General features: G+C 68.9%; 23 protein-coding genes. 14 read left to right on the top strand and 9 right to left on the bottom strand.

The window, feature by feature from the left end; genetic code table 11:
• Nucleotides 1–34: 34 nt before the first annotated feature.
• Nucleotides 35–901: a 50S ribosomal protein L11 methyltransferase gene (locus M9M90_RS14335; RefSeq protein WP_254833898.1), complete on the bottom strand. Its 867-nt coding sequence runs from the start codon at nucleotides 899–901 to the stop codon at nucleotides 35–37.
• Between the two features lie 42 nt (nucleotides 902–943).
• Nucleotides 944–1,444 carry a hypothetical protein gene (locus M9M90_RS14330; RefSeq protein WP_254833897.1) on the bottom strand — a complete coding sequence of 167 codons (501 nt, stop codon included), beginning with the start codon at nucleotides 1,442–1,444 and terminating at the stop codon, nucleotides 944–946.
• A 94-nt stretch (nucleotides 1,445–1,538) separates the two neighbouring features.
• Between M9M90_RS14330 and M9M90_RS14325 the strand changes: the two genes are divergently transcribed.
• Entirely contained in the window at nucleotides 1,539–1,925 is a 387-nt protein-coding gene (locus M9M90_RS14325) for a hypothetical protein (protein ID WP_254833896.1), read from the top strand.
• Here M9M90_RS14325 and M9M90_RS14320 read toward each other — a convergent pair.
• Both M9M90_RS14320 and M9M90_RS14315 read right to left on the bottom strand, forming a co-directional pair.
• Entirely contained in the window at nucleotides 1,922–2,824 is a 903-nt protein-coding gene (locus M9M90_RS14320) for an alpha/beta fold hydrolase (RefSeq protein ID WP_254833895.1), read from the bottom strand. The genes M9M90_RS14325 and M9M90_RS14320 overlap by 4 nt on opposite strands.
• A gap of 75 nt (nucleotides 2,825–2,899) precedes the next feature.
• Entirely contained in the window at nucleotides 2,900–5,236 is a 2,337-nt protein-coding gene (locus tag M9M90_RS14315; RefSeq protein WP_254833894.1) for an ATP-dependent helicase, read from the bottom strand.
• A gap of 104 nt (nucleotides 5,237–5,340) precedes the next feature.
• On the opposite strand from M9M90_RS14315, the gene M9M90_RS14310 reads away from it, so the two are divergent.
• Genes M9M90_RS14310 through M9M90_RS14300 form a run of 3 tightly spaced genes read left to right on the top strand, consistent with a single transcriptional unit; the run spans nucleotide 5,341 to nucleotide 5,956 of the window.
• Entirely contained in the window at nucleotides 5,341–5,526 is a 186-nt protein-coding gene (locus M9M90_RS14310) for a hypothetical protein (protein WP_254833893.1), read from the top strand.
• Nucleotides 5,527–5,530: 4 nt separating this feature from the next.
• Complete coding sequence (locus M9M90_RS14305) at nucleotides 5,531–5,749, top strand: hypothetical protein (RefSeq protein WP_254833892.1); 219 nt, start codon at nucleotides 5,531–5,533, stop codon at nucleotides 5,747–5,749.
• A 3-nt stretch (nucleotides 5,750–5,752) separates the two neighbouring features.
• Entirely contained in the window at nucleotides 5,753–5,956 is a 204-nt protein-coding gene (locus M9M90_RS14300) for a hypothetical protein (RefSeq protein ID WP_254833891.1), read from the top strand.
• On the opposite strand, the gene M9M90_RS14295 is transcribed toward M9M90_RS14300, so the two are convergent.
• Nucleotides 5,953–6,168 carry a ribbon-helix-helix domain-containing protein gene (locus tag M9M90_RS14295; RefSeq protein WP_254833890.1) on the bottom strand — a complete coding sequence of 72 codons (216 nt, stop codon included), beginning with the start codon at nucleotides 6,166–6,168 and terminating at the stop codon, nucleotides 5,953–5,955. The two genes, M9M90_RS14300 and M9M90_RS14295, sit on opposite strands and share 4 nt — an antisense overlap.
• A 128-nt stretch (nucleotides 6,169–6,296) precedes the next feature.
• Between M9M90_RS14295 and M9M90_RS14290 the strand changes: the two genes are divergently transcribed.
• Nucleotides 6,297–7,079, top strand: a complete 783-nt coding sequence (locus M9M90_RS14290; RefSeq protein WP_254833889.1) for a ubiquinone biosynthesis protein COQ4 — start codon at nucleotides 6,297–6,299, stop codon at nucleotides 7,077–7,079.
• A gap of 3 nt (nucleotides 7,080–7,082) precedes the next feature.
• Here the strand turns inward: M9M90_RS14290 and M9M90_RS14285 are convergent, their stop codons facing one another.
• From M9M90_RS14285 to M9M90_RS14275, 3 genes are all read right to left on the bottom strand, one after another.
• Nucleotides 7,083–7,259 carry a DUF4169 family protein gene (locus tag M9M90_RS14285; RefSeq protein WP_254833888.1) on the bottom strand — a complete coding sequence of 59 codons (177 nt, stop codon included), beginning with the start codon at nucleotides 7,257–7,259 and terminating at the stop codon, nucleotides 7,083–7,085.
• A 17-nt stretch (nucleotides 7,260–7,276) separates the two neighbouring features.
• Nucleotides 7,277–7,864 carry a glutathione S-transferase family protein gene (locus tag M9M90_RS14280; protein WP_254833887.1) on the bottom strand — a complete coding sequence of 196 codons (588 nt, stop codon included), beginning with the start codon at nucleotides 7,862–7,864 and terminating at the stop codon, nucleotides 7,277–7,279.
• A gap of 121 nt (nucleotides 7,865–7,985) precedes the next feature.
• Nucleotides 7,986–9,188 (bottom strand): pyridoxal phosphate-dependent aminotransferase, encoded by a 1,203-nt coding sequence (locus M9M90_RS14275; RefSeq protein ID WP_254833886.1) that lies wholly within the window; start codon nucleotides 9,186–9,188, stop codon nucleotides 7,986–7,988.
• Nucleotides 9,189–9,324: 136 nt separating this feature from the next.
• Between M9M90_RS14275 and M9M90_RS14270 the strand changes: the two genes are divergently transcribed.
• The 6 genes from M9M90_RS14270 to modA all read left to right on the top strand — a co-directional run bounded on the left by M9M90_RS14270 (nucleotide 9,325) and on the right by modA (nucleotide 14,711).
• Entirely contained in the window at nucleotides 9,325–9,714 is a 390-nt protein-coding gene (locus M9M90_RS14270) for a hypothetical protein (protein WP_254833885.1), read from the top strand.
• A gap of 76 nt (nucleotides 9,715–9,790) precedes the next feature.
• Nucleotides 9,791–10,516, top strand: coding sequence for a TVP38/TMEM64 family protein (locus M9M90_RS14265; protein ID WP_254833884.1), 726 nt, complete (start codon nucleotides 9,791–9,793; stop codon nucleotides 10,514–10,516).
• A 4-nt stretch (nucleotides 10,517–10,520) separates the two neighbouring features.
• Nucleotides 10,521–11,141, top strand: coding sequence for a glutathione S-transferase family protein (locus M9M90_RS14260; RefSeq protein WP_254833883.1), 621 nt, complete (start codon nucleotides 10,521–10,523; stop codon nucleotides 11,139–11,141).
• Between the two features lie 211 nt (nucleotides 11,142–11,352).
• On the top strand, nucleotides 11,353–12,930 hold the full coding sequence (locus tag M9M90_RS14255; protein WP_254833882.1) for a 2-isopropylmalate synthase: 1,578 nt from the start codon (nucleotides 11,353–11,355) through the stop codon (nucleotides 12,928–12,930).
• A gap of 100 nt (nucleotides 12,931–13,030) precedes the next feature.
• Entirely contained in the window at nucleotides 13,031–13,912 is an 882-nt protein-coding gene (locus M9M90_RS14250) for a DMT family transporter (protein WP_254833881.1), read from the top strand.
• 34 nt (nucleotides 13,913–13,946) lie between these two features.
• Nucleotides 13,947–14,711 (top strand): molybdate ABC transporter substrate-binding protein, encoded by a 765-nt coding sequence (modA, locus tag M9M90_RS14245; RefSeq protein ID WP_254833880.1) that lies wholly within the window; start codon nucleotides 13,947–13,949, stop codon nucleotides 14,709–14,711.
• Nucleotide 14,712: 1 nt separating this feature from the next.
• Here the strand turns inward: modA and M9M90_RS14240 are convergent, their stop codons facing one another.
• On the bottom strand, nucleotides 14,713–16,239 hold the full coding sequence (locus M9M90_RS14240; RefSeq protein WP_254833879.1) for an ABC-F family ATP-binding cassette domain-containing protein: 1,527 nt from the start codon (nucleotides 16,237–16,239) through the stop codon (nucleotides 14,713–14,715).
• 362 nt (nucleotides 16,240–16,601) lie between these two features.
• Between M9M90_RS14240 and M9M90_RS14235 the strand changes: the two genes are divergently transcribed.
• From M9M90_RS14235 to M9M90_RS14225, 3 genes are read left to right on the top strand one after another with little or no spacing between them, the layout of a single operon-like run.
• Nucleotides 16,602–17,645 carry a rod shape-determining protein gene (locus M9M90_RS14235; protein ID WP_056732529.1) on the top strand — a complete coding sequence of 348 codons (1,044 nt, stop codon included), beginning with the start codon at nucleotides 16,602–16,604 and terminating at the stop codon, nucleotides 17,643–17,645.
• 50 nt (nucleotides 17,646–17,695) lie between these two features.
• The gene (gene mreC / locus M9M90_RS14230; RefSeq protein ID WP_254833878.1) at nucleotides 17,696–18,808 is read left to right on the top strand and encodes a rod shape-determining protein MreC; all 1,113 of its coding nucleotides are present in this window, start codon (nucleotides 17,696–17,698) and stop codon (nucleotides 18,806–18,808) included.
• Nucleotides 18,805–19,320, top strand: coding sequence for a hypothetical protein (locus tag M9M90_RS14225; RefSeq protein ID WP_254833877.1), 516 nt, complete (start codon nucleotides 18,805–18,807; stop codon nucleotides 19,318–19,320). Before mreC ends, M9M90_RS14225 begins: the two co-directional genes overlap by 4 nt.

The following is a 19,320-nucleotide window of genomic DNA, read 5'->3' as shown; positions in this document are numbered from 1 at the left end:
GAACGTGACCGCGGGCGAGCGGTTCCGGCGACCCCTAGGCCCGGCGCAAGACCAGGGTGGCCCAGGCGTCACGGTGGATGCGACGATGCAGCCGGAACCCGCGCGAGCGGTAGGCGGCGAACACCCGCCGCTCCTGGGTGCGTAGCAGGCCCGAGAGGATCGCGGTTCCACCGGGCTTTAGCGCGCCCTTGATGTCCTGCGACAGGGCCACGAGCGGCGCGGCCAGGATGTTGGCGAACACCAGGTCGTAGGGCGCGGCCTCGCGCACCAGCCGGTGGCCCAGGCCGGAGGCGTGGACGAAACGGGCGTCCGCCTGGTTAAGCTTGGCGTTCTCGCGGGAGATCCTCACCGAGGGGGCGTCGATGTCGGTGCCGACCGCCTTGCGGCTGCCGGTGCGCGCCGCGGCGATGGCCAGGACCCCCGTGCCGGCGCCGACGTCCAGAACCCGGTCGAAGCGCCGCGCCTTGATGAGCTGATCGTAGGCGAACAGGCAGCCGACGGTGGTGCCATGGTGGCCGGTGCCGAAGGCCGCCCCAGCCTCGATCCGCAGATTGACCGCATTGACCGGCGCGCGGCCCGTGTCGTGGGCGCCGAATACGAAGAACCGCCCGGCGCGGACCGGCGGCAGGCCCGACAGCGCCATGGCAAGCCAGTCGGCGTCGGCCAGCTTCTCAACGATGGTCTTGAGCTTGGAGAACCCGGCCAGGGCGGCGATCAGGCCGTCGGCTTCCTCGGTCGAGGTGGGGAAGGCGTCGATGCGCCAGACGTCGTGGTCCTCGTCCTCTTCCAGGATGGAGTAGGTGACGCCTTCCAGCATCGGGTCGGCGTCGATCGCCTCGGCGGCGGACTCGGCGACGGCGCGGGGGCCGCGGGCGATGATCTGGAGGGCGTCTTCGGTCATCCGCAGCCTTTAGAGCGCCGGCGCCCGAAAGGCGAGGGGGCTTCAGGCGGGCGGCGGCTCGGGGGCTTCCGGAGGCTCAAGGGCTTGGGGCGGCTCGGGAGGCTGCGGCGGCTCCAGGGCCTGGGCCGGGTCGGGCGCCACGGCATAGATGTCGCCATCCATGGACGGATAGCGCCGCGGCGGCGGCACATAGTCCGGCTCCGGCTCGCGCTCGGCGATGGGCACGAACTCCGGAGGCTCATACGGCTCAGGCTGATAGTCGGCGCTCTCGGTCTCGACCGGGATCTCCTGGATGTCGCGTTGCAGCCAGTCGGTGCCGATCACCCAGTCGGGGATGCCGTATTTATAGGCCGCAAACGCCGATTGGCCGCCGGCGTCCTGCACTCGTTCGCCCGTGACCGGCATCAGGGTCTGCGGACCTTCGGGGCCAATGAGCTCGCGCGCCGACGGCTTCATGGCCAAGCCGGCGCCGATGCCGACCACGGTCATCAGCGCCACGCCAATGGCGGCCGATCGATCTATGACGGGCGTCCAGCGTTTCATCACGGCCTACAAGCGCTCGAATGCGGTCCGGGTTCAAGGCTTGCTCGCCTCACAGGCTCGCGAGGAGGGACATGTTGGGTGTAGAGGGGGCGTCATGAACAAGTACCTTCCCTTGTCCGAACGGCTGGCGCGCGAGGCCGGCGACCAATGGCGCCCGACTCTGGCCGAGATCGAGGACGTGCTGGGCTTTCCCCTGCCCAAGGCCGCCCAGCAGGCCGCCTGGTGGGGCGGGGCGAGCGACAAGCCGCACCATCGCGCATGGCTGGACCACGGCTGGCGGGCCGGCGACCTGGATCGTGCCGAGGGCACGGTGACATTTCACCGCGACGCCACCGCAGGCCTCCCCAAGGTGGTGGAGGCGCCACCCGTGATCGAGGCCCATCGCGGAGTCGGAGGCCTGGCCCTGGTCGGGGCCGGGGTCGCCGTCATCGCCGGGGTCGGCCTGCTCGCCGCCCGGCTGACGAAAGGCCGGAAGGCCTAGGCCGCCGCCCGGGCCCGCGCGGTGGCCCGCTCGATCAGGTCGCACAGCGCTCCGATCAGTGGCTTGGGCAGGTTGTGGCCCATGTTCGGCAGGATGTGCAGCTCGGCGCCGGGAATGGTCGCGTGGGTATCCTCGCCGCCGGTGGGCGGCACCAGGGGATCGTCGGCGCCGTGGACCACCACGGTGGGGGCGGTGATGGCGGCGAGCGCCGCGCGCCGGTCGCCGCTGGCCACCACGGCGGCCATCTGCCGCGCGAAGCCCACGGGATAGTACGAGCGCTCGAAATCGGACTTCAGGCTGGCCCGAAGTTCGGTCTCGTCGGCCTGGTAGTTGGGCCCGTTCATGATCCGGGCGCCGGTGACGCCATGGTCCAGGAAGCCTTCCAGGTCCTCCAACGGGCTCGGTCCCCGCTGGGTCAGCCGCTCCATGGCCTCGGGCTTGGCGGGGGGCAGGGACGGGTTGCCGGTGGTCGACATGATCGAGGTCAGGGACAGCACCCGGCTCGGATGCTCGGCGGCGATCATCTGAGCGATCATTCCACCCATGGAGGCGCCGACGACGTGGGCGCGCTCGAAGCCGAGCGCGTCCATCAGGCCGACCCCGTCGGCGGCCATGTCGGAGAGGATGTAGGCCACCGGCGGCTTCTGGCCCGACATCAGGGCCTTGTAGACCTCCTGCATGTCCGGGGCGCCGGCCTCGTCGAGCTTGTGGGACAGGCCGACATCGCGGTTGTCGTACTGCACCACCCGGTAGCCACGCCCCGCCAGCTCGGCCACCAAGGCCGGCGGCCAGCGGGTCATCTGGGCGCCCAGGCCCATGATCAGCAACAGCGGCTCGCCGCTCTCGGGGCCGTGGAGCTCATAGTGCAGCGGAATGCCGTTGGCGGTGATCTGGGGCATGAATTTCCCTGGGGTGGCGGGTGCAATGAGGCGTCACCTTGGAGGCCTTCCGCCCCCGGCGCACGAAGAAAATCGTCAGCCCTTCTCGACGAAGCTATCGATCACCTTCTTCTCGCCGGCCTTCTCGAAGACCACGGTGAGCTTGTTGCCGTCGACGCTCTTCACCGCGCCGTAGCCGAACTTCAGGTGGAAGACCCGGTCGCCGCGCTTGTAGACGCTGGCGGCCGAGGCGTCTGAGACGGCGACCAGCCGGCCCTCGCCCTCGATCACCGCGCCGCGGCCGGGGTGGCTGCCGTGGTAGTTGCGTTCCTGGGCGCGCTTCCAGCCTGGGGACGAGTAGCCCGCGCCGAAGCTGGGGGTCTCGTCCCAGCGGCTGCCGTGCTGCTGCATGCCCGGGCCGCCGCCGTAGTAGCCGGTCTCGGAGGTGGCCTCGACATTGGCCAGGGGCAGTTCGTCGACGAAGCGCGAGGGCAGCTGGCTGGTCCAGCGGCCATAGACCTGGCGGTTGGCGGCGAAGGAGATGCGGGCCTCCTCCCGCGCCCGGGTGATGCCCACATAGGCCAGGCGGCGTTCCTCCTCGAGACCCTTGTCGCCCTTCTCGTCCATGCTGCGCTGGGAGGGGAAGACGCCTTCCTCCCAACCGGGCAGGAAGACCAGGGGGAATTCCAGGCCCTTGGCTGAGTGCAGGGTCATGATTTGCACCGAGTCCGCCTGCGGCCCCCGGTCCAGCTCCATCACCAGGGAGACGTGTTCCAGATAGGCCTCGAGGGTCTCGTGGGCCCCCATGGCCTGAACCAGTTCCTTCAGGTTCTCCAGCCGGCCCTGGGCGGTGGGCGTCTTGTCCAGGCGGAGCGCGTCGGTATAGCCGCTCTCCTCCAGCACCTGCTCGGTAAGGCGCGGGTGCGGCGTCTCGCGCGACAGGGCCCGCCAGCGATCCATGTCGCGCAGGAAGTTCGACAGCGCCGTGCGCGTGCGGGCGGCCAGTTCGTCGGTGAGGACCACCTGGCGGGCGGCCTCCATCACGGGAATCCCGGCCACACGGGCCATCTGCAGCAGCTTCTGGACCGTGGTGTCGCCGATGCCGCGCTTGGGGACATTCACGATCCGCTCGAAGGCCAGGTCGTCGTCGGGCGACTGGATCAGCCGGAGATAGGCGTGGACGTCGCGGATCTCGGCGCGCTCGAAGAACCGCGGACCGCCGATCACCACATAGGGGATCTGCAGCAGGATGAACCGGTCCTCGAAGGCGCGCATCTGGAAGGAGGCGCGGACCAGGATGGCCATGTCGCGGAACTTGCGGGGCTCCTTCTCGGTCCCGCCCTTCCTGGCGCGCTCGATCTCCTCGGCGATCAGCCGGCTCTCGGCCTCGCCGTCCCAGACCCCGCGCACCACGACCTTCTCGCCGTCGTTGGCCTGGGTCCACAGGGTCTTGCCCAGGCGGCCCTTGTTGGCGCTGATCAGCCCCGAGGCGGCGGCCAGGATGTGGCTGGTGGAGCGGTAGTTGCGCTCCAGGCGGATCACGGTCGCGCCTGGAAAGTCGCGCTCGAAGCGCAGGATGTTGTCCACCTCGGCGCCGCGCCAGCCATAGATCGACTGGTCGTCGTCGCCCACGCAGCAGACGTTCTGGCGCTTCTGGGCCAGCAGCCGCAGCCACAGGTACTGGGCGACGTTGGTGTCCTGGTACTCGTCGACCAGGATGTATTTGAACCGGTCGTGGAACTCCGCCAGCACGTCGGCGTGGTTCATGAAGATGGTCAGGTTGTGCAGCAGCAGGTCGCCGAAGTCGCAGGCGTTCAGCACCCTCAGCCGGTCCTGGTAGAGCTGGTAGAGCCTCTGGCCCTTGTTGGGGCCGAACTCCGCGCCCTCGCCGGGCGGCAGGCGCTCGGGGGTCAGGCCGCGGTTCTTCCAGTTGTCGATCATCCCGGCCAGGGTCTTGGGCGTCCACCGCTTGGCGTCGATGTTCTCGGCCTCTAGCACCTGCTTGATCAGCCGCTCCTGATCGTCGGTGTCGAGGATGGTGTAGTTCGACTTCAGCCCCACCAGCTCGGCGTGACGCCGCAGGATCTGGGCGGCGATGGAGTGGAAGGTGCCCAGCCAGCGCAGGCCCTCGGCCTGGGGGCCGATGATGTGGGTGATCCGCTCGCGCATCTCGCGGGCGGCCTTGTTGGTGAAGGTGACCGCCAGCAGCTCCCAGGGCCTGGCCTTGCCGACCGCCAGGATGTGGGCCAGCCGGGTGGTGAGCACCCGGGTCTTGCCGGTGCCGGCGCCGGCCAGCACCAGGACCGGCCCGTCGGTGGCCTCGACCGCCGCGCGCTGTTCGGGATTCAGGCCCTGGAGATAGTCGGGGCCGCTGACACGGGCCAGGTCGCTGACGCGTTGCGCGGGCAGGGGAGCTGATTCAAAGGACGACATCGGAACATATGTAGCACAGACGCCGCGTGGCTTAAGTCCCGGAACCCGTCCGAATGCGGTTCGTTTCTCCGCCGAGCTTAGCTGTGACACCAAGGGAGAAAGACATGGCCGACAATTCCGGAAACGGCGCCACCCCCGTCCTGGCCTTTATCGTCGGCGGCCTGGTGGTCGTGGTCGCGGTGATCGACTTCTTCATGTACTCTGGCGGCGGTTTCGGCGGCGGAGACACCAAGTCCGTGGATGTGAACATCAAGGCGCCCGATATTTCAGCGCCGGCCAAGCCGGGCTAGGGCCATGGCCGACGACTCAAAGTCCTCTACACCTTGGCTGGCCTTCCTGGTCGGCGGGCTGATCGTGGCGGTCGCCGTGATCGCCTTCGTCATCTATTCGGGCGGCGGCCTGTCCAGGCCGCACTTGCCCAGCAACGTCGAGGTAGATGTGAACCTGCCCAAGGTCCCGCCGATCCCAGACGCGCCCAGGTTGCCCAACGCGCCCATTCCAACCCCCAAATAGCCGATGGATGACGAGGGGCCCCGCGAATCCAAGCCGATCCCCTTGTTCATCTGGGTGGCGCTCGGCGCGCTCATCGTGCTCGCCTTCATGTTCCTCCTGCGCGCCGCCACGCCTGCGGGTGAGGGCATGGGACCGCCGACCGCGGCCATGATCACGCCGACGGCGTCCAAGCCCGCGCCGCTGCTCGACGCCAAACCCGAGACCTAGGAACGCCTGGCGGCGAAGGCCAGGGCCGCGACCCGGCAGGCCGAGGCGAGCGGGCGCTCCGCTCGTCCCTCGTCGATGCGGGCGATCACGGCCGCCAGGCTCAGGCCGTCGGTTCGCGCCAGTTCGCCCAGCACCTCCCAGAACTCGGGCTCCAGGGCCAGCGAGGTGGCGTGGCCGGACAACAGGATGGAACGTTTACGAAGACGCGGCATGGTCGCCTTTGTGGGGCCAGGTGAGGCGCCGACGCAACCGCCCAGCCCGGATGCCGGATTGTCGCTTGCAAAAAGATGACGCTGGCGTCATTTTCGATCCGAACGCTGTTTCCTGGAGGCTGCTCCCCATGGCCATGACCGCCGACTCTTTCGACGTCCGCTACCAGCGCCAGGCCGATCCGGCCACGACGCCCATGGCTAAGCCCAGGCTCCAGTGGGGCGTGGCGCTGAAGGCGTTGCAGCGCCTGCTGAACGACAAGGAAGACACCGGCCAGGTGTTCGAGATCATGCGCGCGCTCAGCGGGAACTCGACGGCCAAGGGCTATGAGCGCCTGCTGACCACGCCGCAGGGCGGGCGCATGGCCTATGAACGGGTCGAGTTGATCGACAAGCTGATGGACGACGCCTGGCTGGACGCCTTCGCACCCGGCACGGTGGGGGCGGCCTATCGCCAGTTCATCCGCAGCGAGCAGCTCTCCGCCGAGGGCCTGGCCGAGGTCAGCCGAGCCAAGAGCAACGATATCGAGGTGCGCCATCCCCATGCCTGGTTCGGTCGCCGCACCCGCGACGTCCACGACATCTGGCACATCCTGTCCGGCTATCATCGCGACGGCCTGGGCGAGGCCTGCCTGGTGGCCTTCTCCTACGCCCAGACCAAGAGCCTGGGCTGGGCCCTGATGGCGGTTGGCGCCACCATCCGCTCGCGCGGGGGCGACCATCCCTACGCCAAGGCGATCTGGCAGGGCTACCAGCGCGGCAAGGCCAGCGCCTGGCTGTTGGGCGAGGACTATGAGCGCCTGCTGAACGAGCCGCTTGATGACGCGCGCCGCCGGCTGGGGATCACCCCGCCGACCGTCTACAACGCCATTCCGCCCGAGGCCCGCGACGCCGCCGTCCCCGGCCAGATGTAGGTTTCAGTCCTCGCGCTTGGCGCCGTCCAGCGCGCGGTCGGCCTTCTCACCTTGCGCCTTGGCGAGCGCCTTCTCGGCCTTGGGCCGGCCGAAGGCCGCGCGGTTGCGCGCGGCCTGGACGCGATCCTGATCGCGGACCTTGGCCTTCCTGGCCTTGTTTAAGCTCACCACCTTGGTCACGGCAGATACTCCGAGGGTCAGCCGACGTCCTTGGCCATGGCCCTGGCCAGGGCCGGGCGCGCGTTCAGGCGCCCGAGCCACTCATCATACACGGCGTGGCCCGGAAGCATCTGCCGGGCGAACTGCAGCAGGCTGGCGAACATGATGTCGGCGGCGCTGAAGCGCTCGCCCAGCAGGCAGGGGCCGGCCTCCAGCGCGCTTTTCAGACGCGCGTCCATGGCCTCGTACTGGGCTTTCAGCGCCGGATCGGTGGCGGTGCGGCCCTCGAAATGGGCGCCGATCACCGGCTCCAACACACCGGCATAATAGGCGAGCCAGGTGAGATAGGGCCCGCGCAGGGGATCGCCGACCACCGGCCCGATCCCCGCGGCTGGGAACTTGTCCGTCAGATAGAGCGCGATGGCGACGGATTCGCTGATCAGCACCCCGTCGTCCAGCAGGGCGGGCACCTGCTTGTGCGGGTGCGGATTGGCCGGGTCCTTGGCACCCACCCCGTCGCGCCGGGCGATGTCGACGACCTTGATTTCATAGGGCGCGCCCAGCTCCTCCAGCAGCCAGATCATCCGGGTCGAGCGCGATTTCGGGGCGTGGAATAGGGTCAGCACGGTGCGGCGTCCTTCGCAGACTGAAGTCGGTCAGGCGTGAACATAAACAGAACACCGTTCGTCACGCAACGTCTCGCGCAGCCGCAAGCGAGGTTCACCCGCTTACCTGCTCTCCCGCCGGCTATTTCAGCGAGGCGCAGAAACGCTGGATGCGGGTGCAGGCGTCTTCCAGCACCGCGTTGGACGTGGCGTAGCTGATGCGGAAGAAGGGCGAGAGGCCGAAGGCCGCGCCGAACACCACCGAGACGCCCTCCTGCTCCAGCAGCTGGACCGCGAAGTCCTGGTCGTCGCCGATGACCTTGCCGGTGGGCGTGACCTTGCCGATCAGCTTCTCGACCGAGGGATAGACGTAGAAGGCGCCCTCGGGCGTCGGGCAGTCGATGCCGGTCGCCTGGTTCAGCATCGAGACCACCAGGTCGCGGCGGCCCTCGAACAGCTTGGCGTTCGGCTTGATGAACTCCTGGGTGCCGTTCAGCGCCTCGACCGCCGCCCATTGCGAGATGGAGGAGGGGTTGGAGGTCGTCTGGCTCATCACCTTGGCCATGGACTTGATCAGCGGCTCGGGGCCGGCGGCGTAGCCGATCCGCCAGCCGGTCATGGCGTAGGCCTTGGAAACCCCGTTCATGGTCAGGGTGCGGTCGTAGAGCGCCGGCTCCACCTGAGCGATGGTCCAGAACTCGAAGTCGCCGAACACCAGGTGTTCGTACATGTCGTCGGTCAGGATCCAGACATGGGGATGGCGCAGCAGGACATCGGCCAGGGCCCGCAGCTCGGCCTTGGTGTAGGCCGCGCCCGACGGGTTCGAAGGCGAGTTCAGGAACAGCCACTTGGTCTTCGGCGTGATGGCGGCGTCGAGGTCGGCCGGCTGCAGCTTGAAGCCGCTCGCCGCGCTGGTCGGAGCCGCCACGGGCGTTCCGCCGGCCAACAGCACGATGTCCCAGTAGCTGACCCAGTAGGGCGTGGGGATCACCACCTCGTCGCCGGGGTTCAGCGTCGAGATCATGGCGTTCCAGATCACCGGCTTGCCGCCCGGCGAGACGTTCACCTGGCTGGTCTTGTAGGTCAGGCCGTTCTCGCGCTGGAACTTGGCGACGATGGCTTCCTTGAGCTCAACGATGCCGTCGACATTGGTGTACTTGGTCTTGCCGTCGCGGATCGCCTTGATGGCGGCTTCCTTGATGTTCTCCGGCGTGTCGAAGTCGGGTTCGCCCGCGGCCAGGGAGATCACGTTCCGCCCCTGCGCCTTCAGCTCACGAGCTTTCGCGTCGGCCGCCAGGGTGGCGGACGGCTTCACGCGGGCGAGCGCAGCGGATTCGAGCGGCATGGCGGGCGGGCTCCCGGAACAGGTTGAAAGGAACGGGCGCGGGTTTAGCGGAAGGCGGCGCAAAGGCAAAGCCGGCTTGGCCCGCGGAACGGCCTTTCCGGGCGATCGTTTGCGAAAAGCCACGCAGGAGCCCCCGATGTTCCGCCTCGCCTTGTTCGCCGTCCTGGCGCTCGCCGCCTGCGGCCCGCCCGCGCCGAACGCCAGGCCGGACGCCGGGACGGTTTCTCCGGCCGTGGAGCCGGCCCGCTATGTGGGCCGCTGGGCGGCGAGACCGGAACTTTGCCGGGACGGCGCATGGCGGTTCGAGGCGCGGCGCGTGGCGACCGCAGGCGAGGTGGCCTGCGATTTCGACAAGGTTTCCCCGACAGCCTCCGGCTATGAGATCGCGGCCCGCTGCACGGCGGAAGGGGCGTCCGCCCCGCAAAGGTTCACCCTGACCATGACCGACCCGGCCGCCCCCGAGGCGATGACGGCGGCCGGCGGTCCCTGGAGCGGGGCCACGACCCTGGCGCGCTGCCCGTCCTAGGCGAGGCCGAAGTTCGCCTCGCTGATGTCGAGGCGCTCCAGCTTGACCCTTGCCGCCTGATCGGCGACGGGAGGGCATGCGCCGCATCCTCCGCTTCATCAACGAAATGGACGCAAAGGCCTGGCGGACGCTGGCGGTGTCCTTCGTCCTGTTTGGCGGGGTGGGCGTGGTGTTCCTGTTCGGCGCCCAGGTGCTGGGCTTCGACGGGGAGGCGACGGTCGAGCGCTGGCTGGGCATGGCCTCCGACGGCCCCTGGGCCTTGCCCGCGGCTGTGGCGGCCTTCGCCATCCTGGCCTTCCTGGGCGTGCCGCAGTTCGTGCTGATCGCCGCGGCGGTGGTGGCCTTCGGGGCCTGGACCGGGTTCGCCTATAGCTGGATCGGCACCATGGTCTCGGCCCTGGTCGGTTTCTATGTCGGCAGGCTGGCGGGTGCGCGGGCGCTCAAAGCGCTGTCTGGCGAGAGCATGCAGCGGTTCATGGACCTGGTGGGTCGCAACGGCTTCCTGGCCAGCCTCATCGTGCGGCTGGTGCCTTCGGCTCCCTTCATCGTGGTCAATATGGCCGCGGGGGTGACGCCGATGCGGATGCGCCACTTCACCGCCGGAACGGCCCTCGGTATCGTGCCGAAGATCGCGCTCACGGCCTTCGCCGGCAACTCCATCGTCCAGGTGCTGAAGGGGCAGGGGGGCGGCCATGCGATCTGGCTGGCGCTGATCGTGGTCGCCTGGATCGCCATCGGCTGGTTCGCGCGTAACTGGCTGAAATCACGCGAGGACGCGATCAGCGGACCGCGCAAGGACTGAGACGATGTTGAAGCTGTTCTATTTTCCAGGCTCGTGCTCGCTGGCGTCCCACATCGCCCTGGAAGACGCCGGGGCCGACTACGAGGCGGTTCGCGTCGACCTCATGGGCGGCGAGCAAACCCGACCGGACTATCTGGCGATCAATCCGAAGGGCCGAATCCCGGCCCTGGTCACCGAGCGCGGCGTCGTGACGGAAAGCCCGGCGATCCTGGCGTTCGTGGCGCAAAGCCATCCGGGGGCGAATCTCGCGCCCCTCGACGATCCCTTCGCCTTCGCCCAGGTCCAGGCGTTCAACGGTTATCTCTCCTCCACCGTCCACGTCGCGTACGCCCATGGACGGCGGGCGGGGCGCTGGGCCGACGCCCCCTCGGCGATCGCGGAGATGAAGCGCAAGGTCCCAGAGACCATGGCGGCGTGCTTCGCCAGGATCGAGGCCGATCTGCCCGAGGCGCCCTGGGTGATGGGAGAGGCCTATACGATCTGCGATCCCTACCTGTTCACCTTCAGCGGGTGGCTCGCGGGCATCGGGGTCGAAATCGCGCAATTTCCAAAGGTTTTCGGCCACTTCCAGCGGATGAACACCCGATCGGCGGTCAGGAAGGTTCTTGCGCGAGAGGCGGCCTGAAGGCCCTTTCGACGCAAGACTGTTGCGGCGTGACCGGCATTTCGTTATGCCAGTCGCCATGCGTACGTCATCGCACAGCCTGCTTCTTCTCGACCTGGGGCTTAGCCGCCCCTGGGCCTGCCTTTAGGCTGCGCGACTTCGCGGCCGGCCTCCCAGGGGATTTCACCCGCCGCCCGCCCCCTTTAGAACGCCCCGCGAAGAGAGTTCGCAAATGACCCAAGCTTCCAACGACACCGCCCGCGATTCCCGGGATCGCGTCATCGTATTCGACACCACCATGCGCGACGGCGAGCAGTCGCCTGGCGCCTCCATGTCCATCGACGAGAAGCTCGAGCTGGCCAAGATCCTGGAGGACATGCGCGTCGACGTGATCGAGGCGGGCTTCCCCATCGCCTCCAACGGCGACTTCGAGGCCGTCCGGCAGGTCTCCGAGATCGTCACCGAGAGCACGGTCTGCGGCCTGGCCCGCGCCGGCATGGCCGACATCGAGCGCTGCGCCGAGGCGATCCGCCCGGCCAAGCGCGGCCGCATCCACACCTTCCTGTCCACCAGCCCCAGCCATCGCGACCACATCCTGAAGGCCAGCCAGGAAGACATCCTGGAGATGATCACCAAGTCGGTCGGCCACGCGCGCAACCTGTGCGGCGACGTGGAATGGTCGGCCCAGGACGCCACCCGAACCGAGCAGGACTTCCTGCGCCGCTGCGTGGAAGCCGCCATCCAGGCCGGCGCCCAGACGATCAACATCCCCGACACCGTGGGCTATACCTATCCCAGCGAATACGCTGAGATTTTCCGCGACCTGATCGAGAACGTGCCGAACGCCGACACGGTGATCTTCTCGACCCATTGCCATAACGACCTGGGCCTGGCCGTCGCCAACAGCCTGGCCGGGGTTCAGGGCGGAGCGCGCCAGGTCGAGGTGGCCGTGAACGGCATCGGCGAGCGGGCCGGCAACGCGGCCCTGGAAGAGGTGGTGATGGCCCTGAAGGTGCGCGGCGACCGGCTGCCCTACTTCACCGGCGTCGAGACCCAGCACATCACCCGCGCCAGCCGCTACGTCTCTGCGATCACCGGCTTTCCGGTGCAGTTCAACAAGGCGATCGTGGGCAAGAACGCCTTCGCCCACGAGAGCGGCATCCACCAGGACGGGATGCTGAAGGACCGCGGGACCTACGAGATCATGAGCCCGGAGACCGTGGGGCAGGGCGCCTCCAATCTGGTCATGGGCAAGCACGCCGGCCGCGCGGGTTTCCGCGAGAAGCTGAAGACCCTGGGCTACGAACTGGGCCAGAACGCGCTGAACGAAGCCTTCCAGCGCTTCAAGGACCTTGCCGACAAGAAGAAGCACGTCTTCGACGACGACATCGTCGCCCTGGTGGACGACGCCCTGGCCTCCGGCTCCGACCGCATCCAGGTCAAGAGCCTGAGGGTCATCGCCGGCACCGAGGGGCCGCAGCAGGCCGAGTTGATCGTGACGGTCGACGGCGTCGAGAAGGCGGCCTCGGCCACCGGCGACGGCCCGGTCGACGCGGTGTTCAACGCCATTCACGAGGCGGTGCCGCACACGGCCATCCTGCGCCTGTTCCAGGTGCATGCGGTGACCGAGGGGACCGACGCTCAGGCCCAGGTCTCTGTGCGCCTGGAGGAGGATGGCCGGATCGCCACCGGGCAGGCCGCCGATACCGATACGCTCACGGCCTCGGCCAAGGCCTATGTGAACGCGCTCAACAACCTCTTCGCCCGCAAGGAAAAGAGCGCGCCGGACGCCATCGCCAGCGGATTCTGATTTCGCTCGTCCCCGCGCCTGTGGGGACACCCTCGAGATTCGCCCAGGCTGCGTCCCAGCCTGGGACCGCGCATGCGCGGGGTGAGCGGAGTTCCACCCGATGCTCTGGATCCTACTGACGGCGGCGGCCGCGCCGCTGCAGGTGGCGCGCAACGCCCTGCAGCGCGGGCTGGTCGGCGACGCCGGCCCCTGGGGCGCGACCCTGGTGCGCTTCCTGTTCGGTCTGCCGTTCTCGCTGCTGATCTTCGCCGTGGTGGCCTTCGCCACGCCCCAGGCGGAGCCGCACCTGTCCTGGCGGTTCGCCATCGCCGTGACGGCCGGCGCCATCGCCCAGGTCTCGGCCACCGCGGCCCTGCTGATGGCCATGCGCCATTCCGGGTTCGCTGTGGCGACCTTCATGCAGCAGTCATCCCTGCCGCTGGCCGCCATCATGGGGTTCGTGGTGTTCGGCGACCACATGAACCCGGTCCAGTGGCTGGGCCTGGTCGCCGCGACTGCGGGCCTGCTCATCCTCTCCTGGCCAAAGCGCGACGCGGCCACCGGCGTGCTGAACGGTTCGCTGTTCGGACTCGCCTCGGGCCTGGCCTTCGCCGTGGCGCTGAACGGCTATCGCCAGGCGGGCATGGCGCTGGAGCCTGGCCATCCGATCTATTCGGCCACCGCCTCGCTCTGCGTGGCCCAGGCTCTGCAGTCGCTGGTCCTGGGGGGCATACTGGCGGCGACCCGGCCCCAGGCGCTGCGCTCTGTGATGGGGAGCTGGCGTCAGTCCCTGGGCGCCGGGCTCTGCGGAACGGCCGCCTCGGCTTGCTGGTTCTCGGCCCTGGCCCTGGCGCCGGCCGGCCAGGTTCGCGCCGTCGGGGTCATCGAAGGGCCCATCGCCGCGGCGGCTGGGCGGCGGCTGTTCAAGGAGCGCCTCAGCCTTGTCCAGATCGTCGGCGGAACCGCCACGGGCGTGGGCGTGGTGATGACGGCTCTGGGCTGATGCGCCTGCCGCCAAGCCGCGCTAGGCTTGGCGCATGCAGCTTTCTCGGATGTTGGGCGCGGTCGCGCTGGCCTGGTCCCTCGTTTTTGCGCCGGCCCAGGCCGCCTCGGTCACCGTGTTCGCGGCGGCCTCGCTGAAGAACGCCCTGGACGAGGTCGGGCGCGAATACGCCAGGACCGGCGGCGAGGCGCGGTTCTCGTACGCGGCGTCTTCCGCCATGGCCCGGCAGATCGAGCAGGGGGCGCCGGCCGACATCTATGTCTCGGCCGATGCCGATTGGATGACCTACCTGGCCGAGCGCAGGCTGGTCGTCGCCGCCACCCGCCGGGACCTGCTGACCAACCGCCTGGCCCTGATCGCGCCCGCGGACTCCAAGGCCGCGCTGAAGGTCGCCAAGGGCATGCCGCTGGCGCGCGCCCTGGGCGGCGGGAGACTGGCGGTGGCCGGCCCCGACGTACCGGCCGGCAAGTACGCCAGGGCCGCGCTCATCTCGCTGGGCGCCTGGGACGGGGTGTCGGGCAAGCTCGCCCAGGCCGAGAACGTCCGCACCGCCCTGCAGTACGTCGCCCGCGGCGAGAGCCCCTTCGGCGTGGTCTACGATACCGACGCAAGGCTCGAGCCGAAGGTGCGCATCGTAGGCCTGTTCCCGGCGGGCAGCCATCCGGCGATCGTCTATCCGGCCGCCCTGGTGACCGGCTCGAAGAACCCTGACGCCGCCCGGTTCCTCAGCTTCATGAGCGGGCCCCAGGCGGCGGTAGTGTTCCGCAGGCACGGCTTCAGGGTCCTGCCGCGTCGCTGACCTACTGCGCCTCGAAGAAGTCGTCGGGTCCTTCCACCTCCACCAGCCGGCCCTTGCGGATCTCCAGGAAGCGGGTGGCGGCCGCGCGGGTGAAGTAGCGGTCGTGAGAGACGAACAGACAGGCGACGTCGGCGCCGTCGAGCTGGGCCTCAAGGTCCTCCTGGCCCTCGATGTCCAGGTGGTTCGTGGGCTCGTCCAGGAGGTAGAGGTTGGGCCTGGCCAAGGTCATGCGCAGGAAGACCAGCCGCGCCCGCTCTCCGTGGCTGAGGTCGCCGATCGGTCCCTTGATCCGCACATAGGGGAAGCCCGCCTTGGCCAGCATGGCGTTGGCGTCGCGGCTTGTCGCGCCCTCCACCGAGGTCAGGTAGTCGACGAGGCTCAGCTCCAGCGGCAGGTCGGCCATGCGCTGGTCGAAATAGACCAGCCGGCTCTGCGGGTTGAAGCGGAGGCTGGCCTGGCCGTCATAGTGCCGCAGGGCCGGGTCCCAGGCCCGCGCCAGGGCCGAGAGCAGCATGGACTTGCCGGCCCCGTTGATCCCCAGCAGGGCGATGCGGTCGCCGACCGCCACCGACAGCTTGTCGATGTGGAACAGCTTGCGCGACCCGTCGGGGACGGTGACGGCGTAGTTCTCGATCCGCAGGGCGACCTTAGCCTCGATCTCGCCCTCGGCCAGCTCCAGCTTCCGCTCGCGGGCGGAATAGGCGCCGGTGCGCTCGGCCTCGATCCGGTCGATGCGTTTCTCGGTGGCCTTGGCGCGCTTGTGGAACTTGTCATTCTTGACGCCCCAGACCCGGTAGCGGGCGGCGACCTTCTGCAGCCGGTCGATCTCCTTGCCCTCGACCTGGCGTCGCACGGCGTCGGCGGCGTCGCGATGTAAGAGGGCCTGGCGCGCCTCGACGAAGGGCGCGGCGAAGCTGTGGGCGCCGTCGGCCCGCAGGAACAGGGTCCGGGTGGTGGTCCGCTGCAGGAACTCGCGGTCGTGGCTGACGATCAGCATGGGCAGGCGGTGGTTCTCGTCCAGCCACCCCTCCAGGACATTGATGTTGGACAGGTCCAGGTGGTTGGTCGGTTCGTCGAGGATCAGCAGGTCGGGTTCGGAGAGACGGGCCCCGGCGGCGATCAGCATCAGCCGCTGCCAGCCGCCGCTCAAGGCCCCAAAGGGTTGCTCGGCGGTCTCGAAGGCGACGCCGATCTCGTCCAGCAGGACATCGACCTTCCAATCCTCGGAACCGTCGGTCACGGGGAGGGCGGCCTCCAGCACCTGGCGCAGTGGCCGATCGGCGAGGCCCGCGGGCACGTCCTGCGGCACGTAGCCGATCTTCAGGCCCCGCGAGCGGACGATCTGCCCGTCCATCAGCACCAGCTCGCCGAGCAGGCACTTCAGCAGGGTGGACTTGCCGGCGCCGTTCTCCCCCACCAGGGCCGTGCGCGCGTCGTCCAGCTGGAAGGAGACGCCCTCGAAGACCCTATTGGATCCGTAGAAGAAGCTGGCGTTCTCGACGCCCAGGACGGCCTGACGGATAGACATCTCGTTTCACGCGCGGCCAGGCTGTCGATGGGGAAGGGACGGTTGAGCTTTCTAGGCCTATCCGCGCCGCAGCGCTGTAACCGCAGAGCGACACAGGGGCGCCGTTTCGCCTTTGGAGGCCGTGTCGGGCTCCCGAAGCTCCCGCCGGACGCGGCGTTGTGGTGAAGCCTGTTTACTCTCCTGCGACGCGAAACCACACGTCCGTCATTAGGCCTTGAATTGAACCCAATGGCAGGGCACACCGCCAAACAGTCCTGCATACGGAGGCTGGAGCGGCCGGGCGTCTATTCACGGCGTGGTAAGGCGGCAGGCACTAGACTCCTCGGACACATCATCGGCTTTCATCCCCCCCAGGGCTCTGCATGTTTTCATCCCTCTTCGGCGCCATCTCGAACGATATCGCCATCGACCTCGGCACCGCCAACACCCTCATCTACATGAAGGGCAAGGGCATCGTTCTGAATGAGCCGTCGGTGGTGGCGCTTCGCAACGTCGGCGGCCGCAAGGTCGTCCACGCCGTCGGCATAGAAGCCAAGCAGATGCTGGGCCGTACGCCTGGCCACATGGAAGCCATCCGTCCCATGCGGGATGGGGTCATCGCCGACTTCGAAGTCGCCGAGGAGATGATCAAGTACTTCATCCGCAAGGTCCACAACCGCAAGGGTTTCGTGAACCCCAAGGTCATCGTCTGCGTGCCGTCCGGCGCCACCGCCGTGGAACGCCGGGCGATCAACGACAGCTGCCTCAACGCCGGTGGCCGCCGGGTCGGCCTGATCGACGAGCCCATGGCCGCGGCCATCGGGGCTGGCCTGCCCATCCATGAGCCCACGGGTTCGATGGTGGTCGACATCGGCGGCGGCACCACCGAGGTGGCCGTGCTGTCGCTGTCGGGCATCGTCTATTCGCGCTCCGTCCGGGTGGGCGGCGACAAGATGGACGAGGCGATCATCAGCTACATGCGCCGCAACCATAACCTGCTGATCGGCGAGACCACCGCCGAGCGCATCAAGAAGGAGATCGGCACCGCCCGGGCTCCGGCCGACGGCGAGGGCCTCTCCATCGAGGTCAAGGGCCGCGACCTGATGCAGGGCGTGCCGCGCGAAGTGCGCATCAGCGAGAAGCAGGCGTCCGATTCGCTGTCGGAGCCGGTCAGCCAGATCGTCGACGCGGTGAAGATGGCGCTGGAGGCGACGCCGCCGGAACTTGCGTCCGACATCGCCGACAAGGGCATCATGCTGACGGGGGGCGGGGCTCTGCTCCGCGGCCTCGACGCCGAGATCCGCGACCATACCGGCCTGCCGGTGACGGTGGCCGACGACCCGCTCTCCTGCGTCGCCCTGGGGTGCGGCAAGGTGCTCGAACATCCGAAGTGGATGAAGGGCGTTCTTGAGTCCACCCTGGCGTAGACTTCGCGAGTCGGGGCGGCTGACGCTCCCTCGCATGCGAGCAGGTTCCGGTGGCCTTTCGTGAGAATCCGTTCGGCGAGCTGAAGGTCCCGCTGGCATGGACAGCGGGGGTCGCTCTGGTCGTGGCCGTCGTGGTGGCCGTCACCCTGCTGCTCTCCGACCGGCGCGAAACCTTCCAGACCGAGGCCTATGGCGCGACCCGCCAGCTGGGCGACGCCGTGGCCGCTCCCGTGACCCAGACCCTGGCCGCCCCCACGGCCTGGCTCGGCAATGGAGTGGACTACGTTCAGGGCTATTTCTTCGCCGTCTCCGAAAACCGCCGGCTGAAGGCCGAGCTTGTCGCGGCCCGGGAGTGGCGCGACGCGGCGCTCGCCCTGCGCGACACCAACGATCGCTACAAGTCCCTGCTGGGTCTGAAGACCGATCCGCCCATCCCCATGGCGGCGGCGCGCACGGTGAGCGGATCGCGCGGCCCCTTCGCCAACACCCGCCTGGCCAACGCGGGCGTCGAGAAGGGAATCAAGGTCGGCAATCCGGTGATGAGCGAGATCGGCCTGGTGGGCCGCGTCATCGGGGTGACGCAGGGCGCGAGCCGCATCCTCCTGCTGACCGACATCGCCTCGCGCACGCCGGTGATGGTCGACCGCACCAATGCGCGCTCGATCCTGACCGGGGACGGCGGGCCTAATCCGAAGCTGGAATATCTGCGGGGCAAGGACCCGGTGAAGGAGGGCGACCGCATCGTCACCTCCGGCGACGGCGGGGTGCTGCCGCGCGGCCTGCCGGTGGGCGTGGCGGTCAAGGGGCTGGACGGGCGCTGGCGCGTGGCCCTGGCCTCCGACGCCTCGCCCGTCGACTATGTGCGCATCCTGCTGTTCCAGGACTTCTCGCAGCTCGCCAACGCCGCGGAACTGAACCGCATCCCGCCGCCGCCGCCGCCCGAAGCTCGTCCCGCCGCCCTGGTCGGCGTCACGCCCGCCCCGCCGCCCGTCGCCGCGCGGCCGGCGACGACGCCCACGACGGGGCAGGCGCCGGCTCCGAAGGCCCCAGCTCCGAAGGCCGCTACGCCAAGGCCCGCGCCGCCGCGTCCCGCTCCACCCGCGACCCCGCCGCCGGCGGCAACCCCGACGCCCGAGCCGCCGCCGCCGGAGGCGCCGCTTTGAGCCTGGCCGGCGCGCGTCCCCTCAATCCGGTGATGTGGCTGGGCCTGCCCATGCTGCAGGCCCTGGCGCTCACGGTGCTGTTCGGCATCCCCTTCCGGGTGTTCGGGCTGCAGCTGCCGGAACCGATCTTCGCGCTCGCCCCGGCCTTCGCCTGGGCGGTGATCCGGCCCTCTATCCTGGCCCCCTTCGGCATTCTGGCCATGGGGCTGTTCCTGGACCTGTTCTGGGGAGGGCCGATCGGGCTGTGGGCCCTTTCGCTGCTGACCGGATATGGCGCGGTGCTGGCCGGCCGCACACTGATCGTGGGCCAGAGCCGGCTGATGATGTGGGTCTGGTTCGGCGCTTGCTGCGCCGTCACCCAACTCGCCGCCTTCCTTTTCACCATGGCCGACGCCGGTGGCATGGCCAGCATGGTCTCGATCGGGTGGCAGTTCCTGGCCACCGTCATCCTCTTTCCGTTTGCCGATCGCCTGATCGACCGGTTCGAGGACGCCGACGTGCGATTCCGCTAA

Origin of the sequence: Phenylobacterium sp. LH3H17, assembly GCF_024298925.1 — a bacterium.
Taxonomy (GTDB): Bacteria; Pseudomonadota; Alphaproteobacteria; order Caulobacterales; family Caulobacteraceae; genus Phenylobacterium.
Note: the sequence above shows the minus strand (reverse complement) of the source record. Positions and strands in the feature narration are given on the sequence as shown.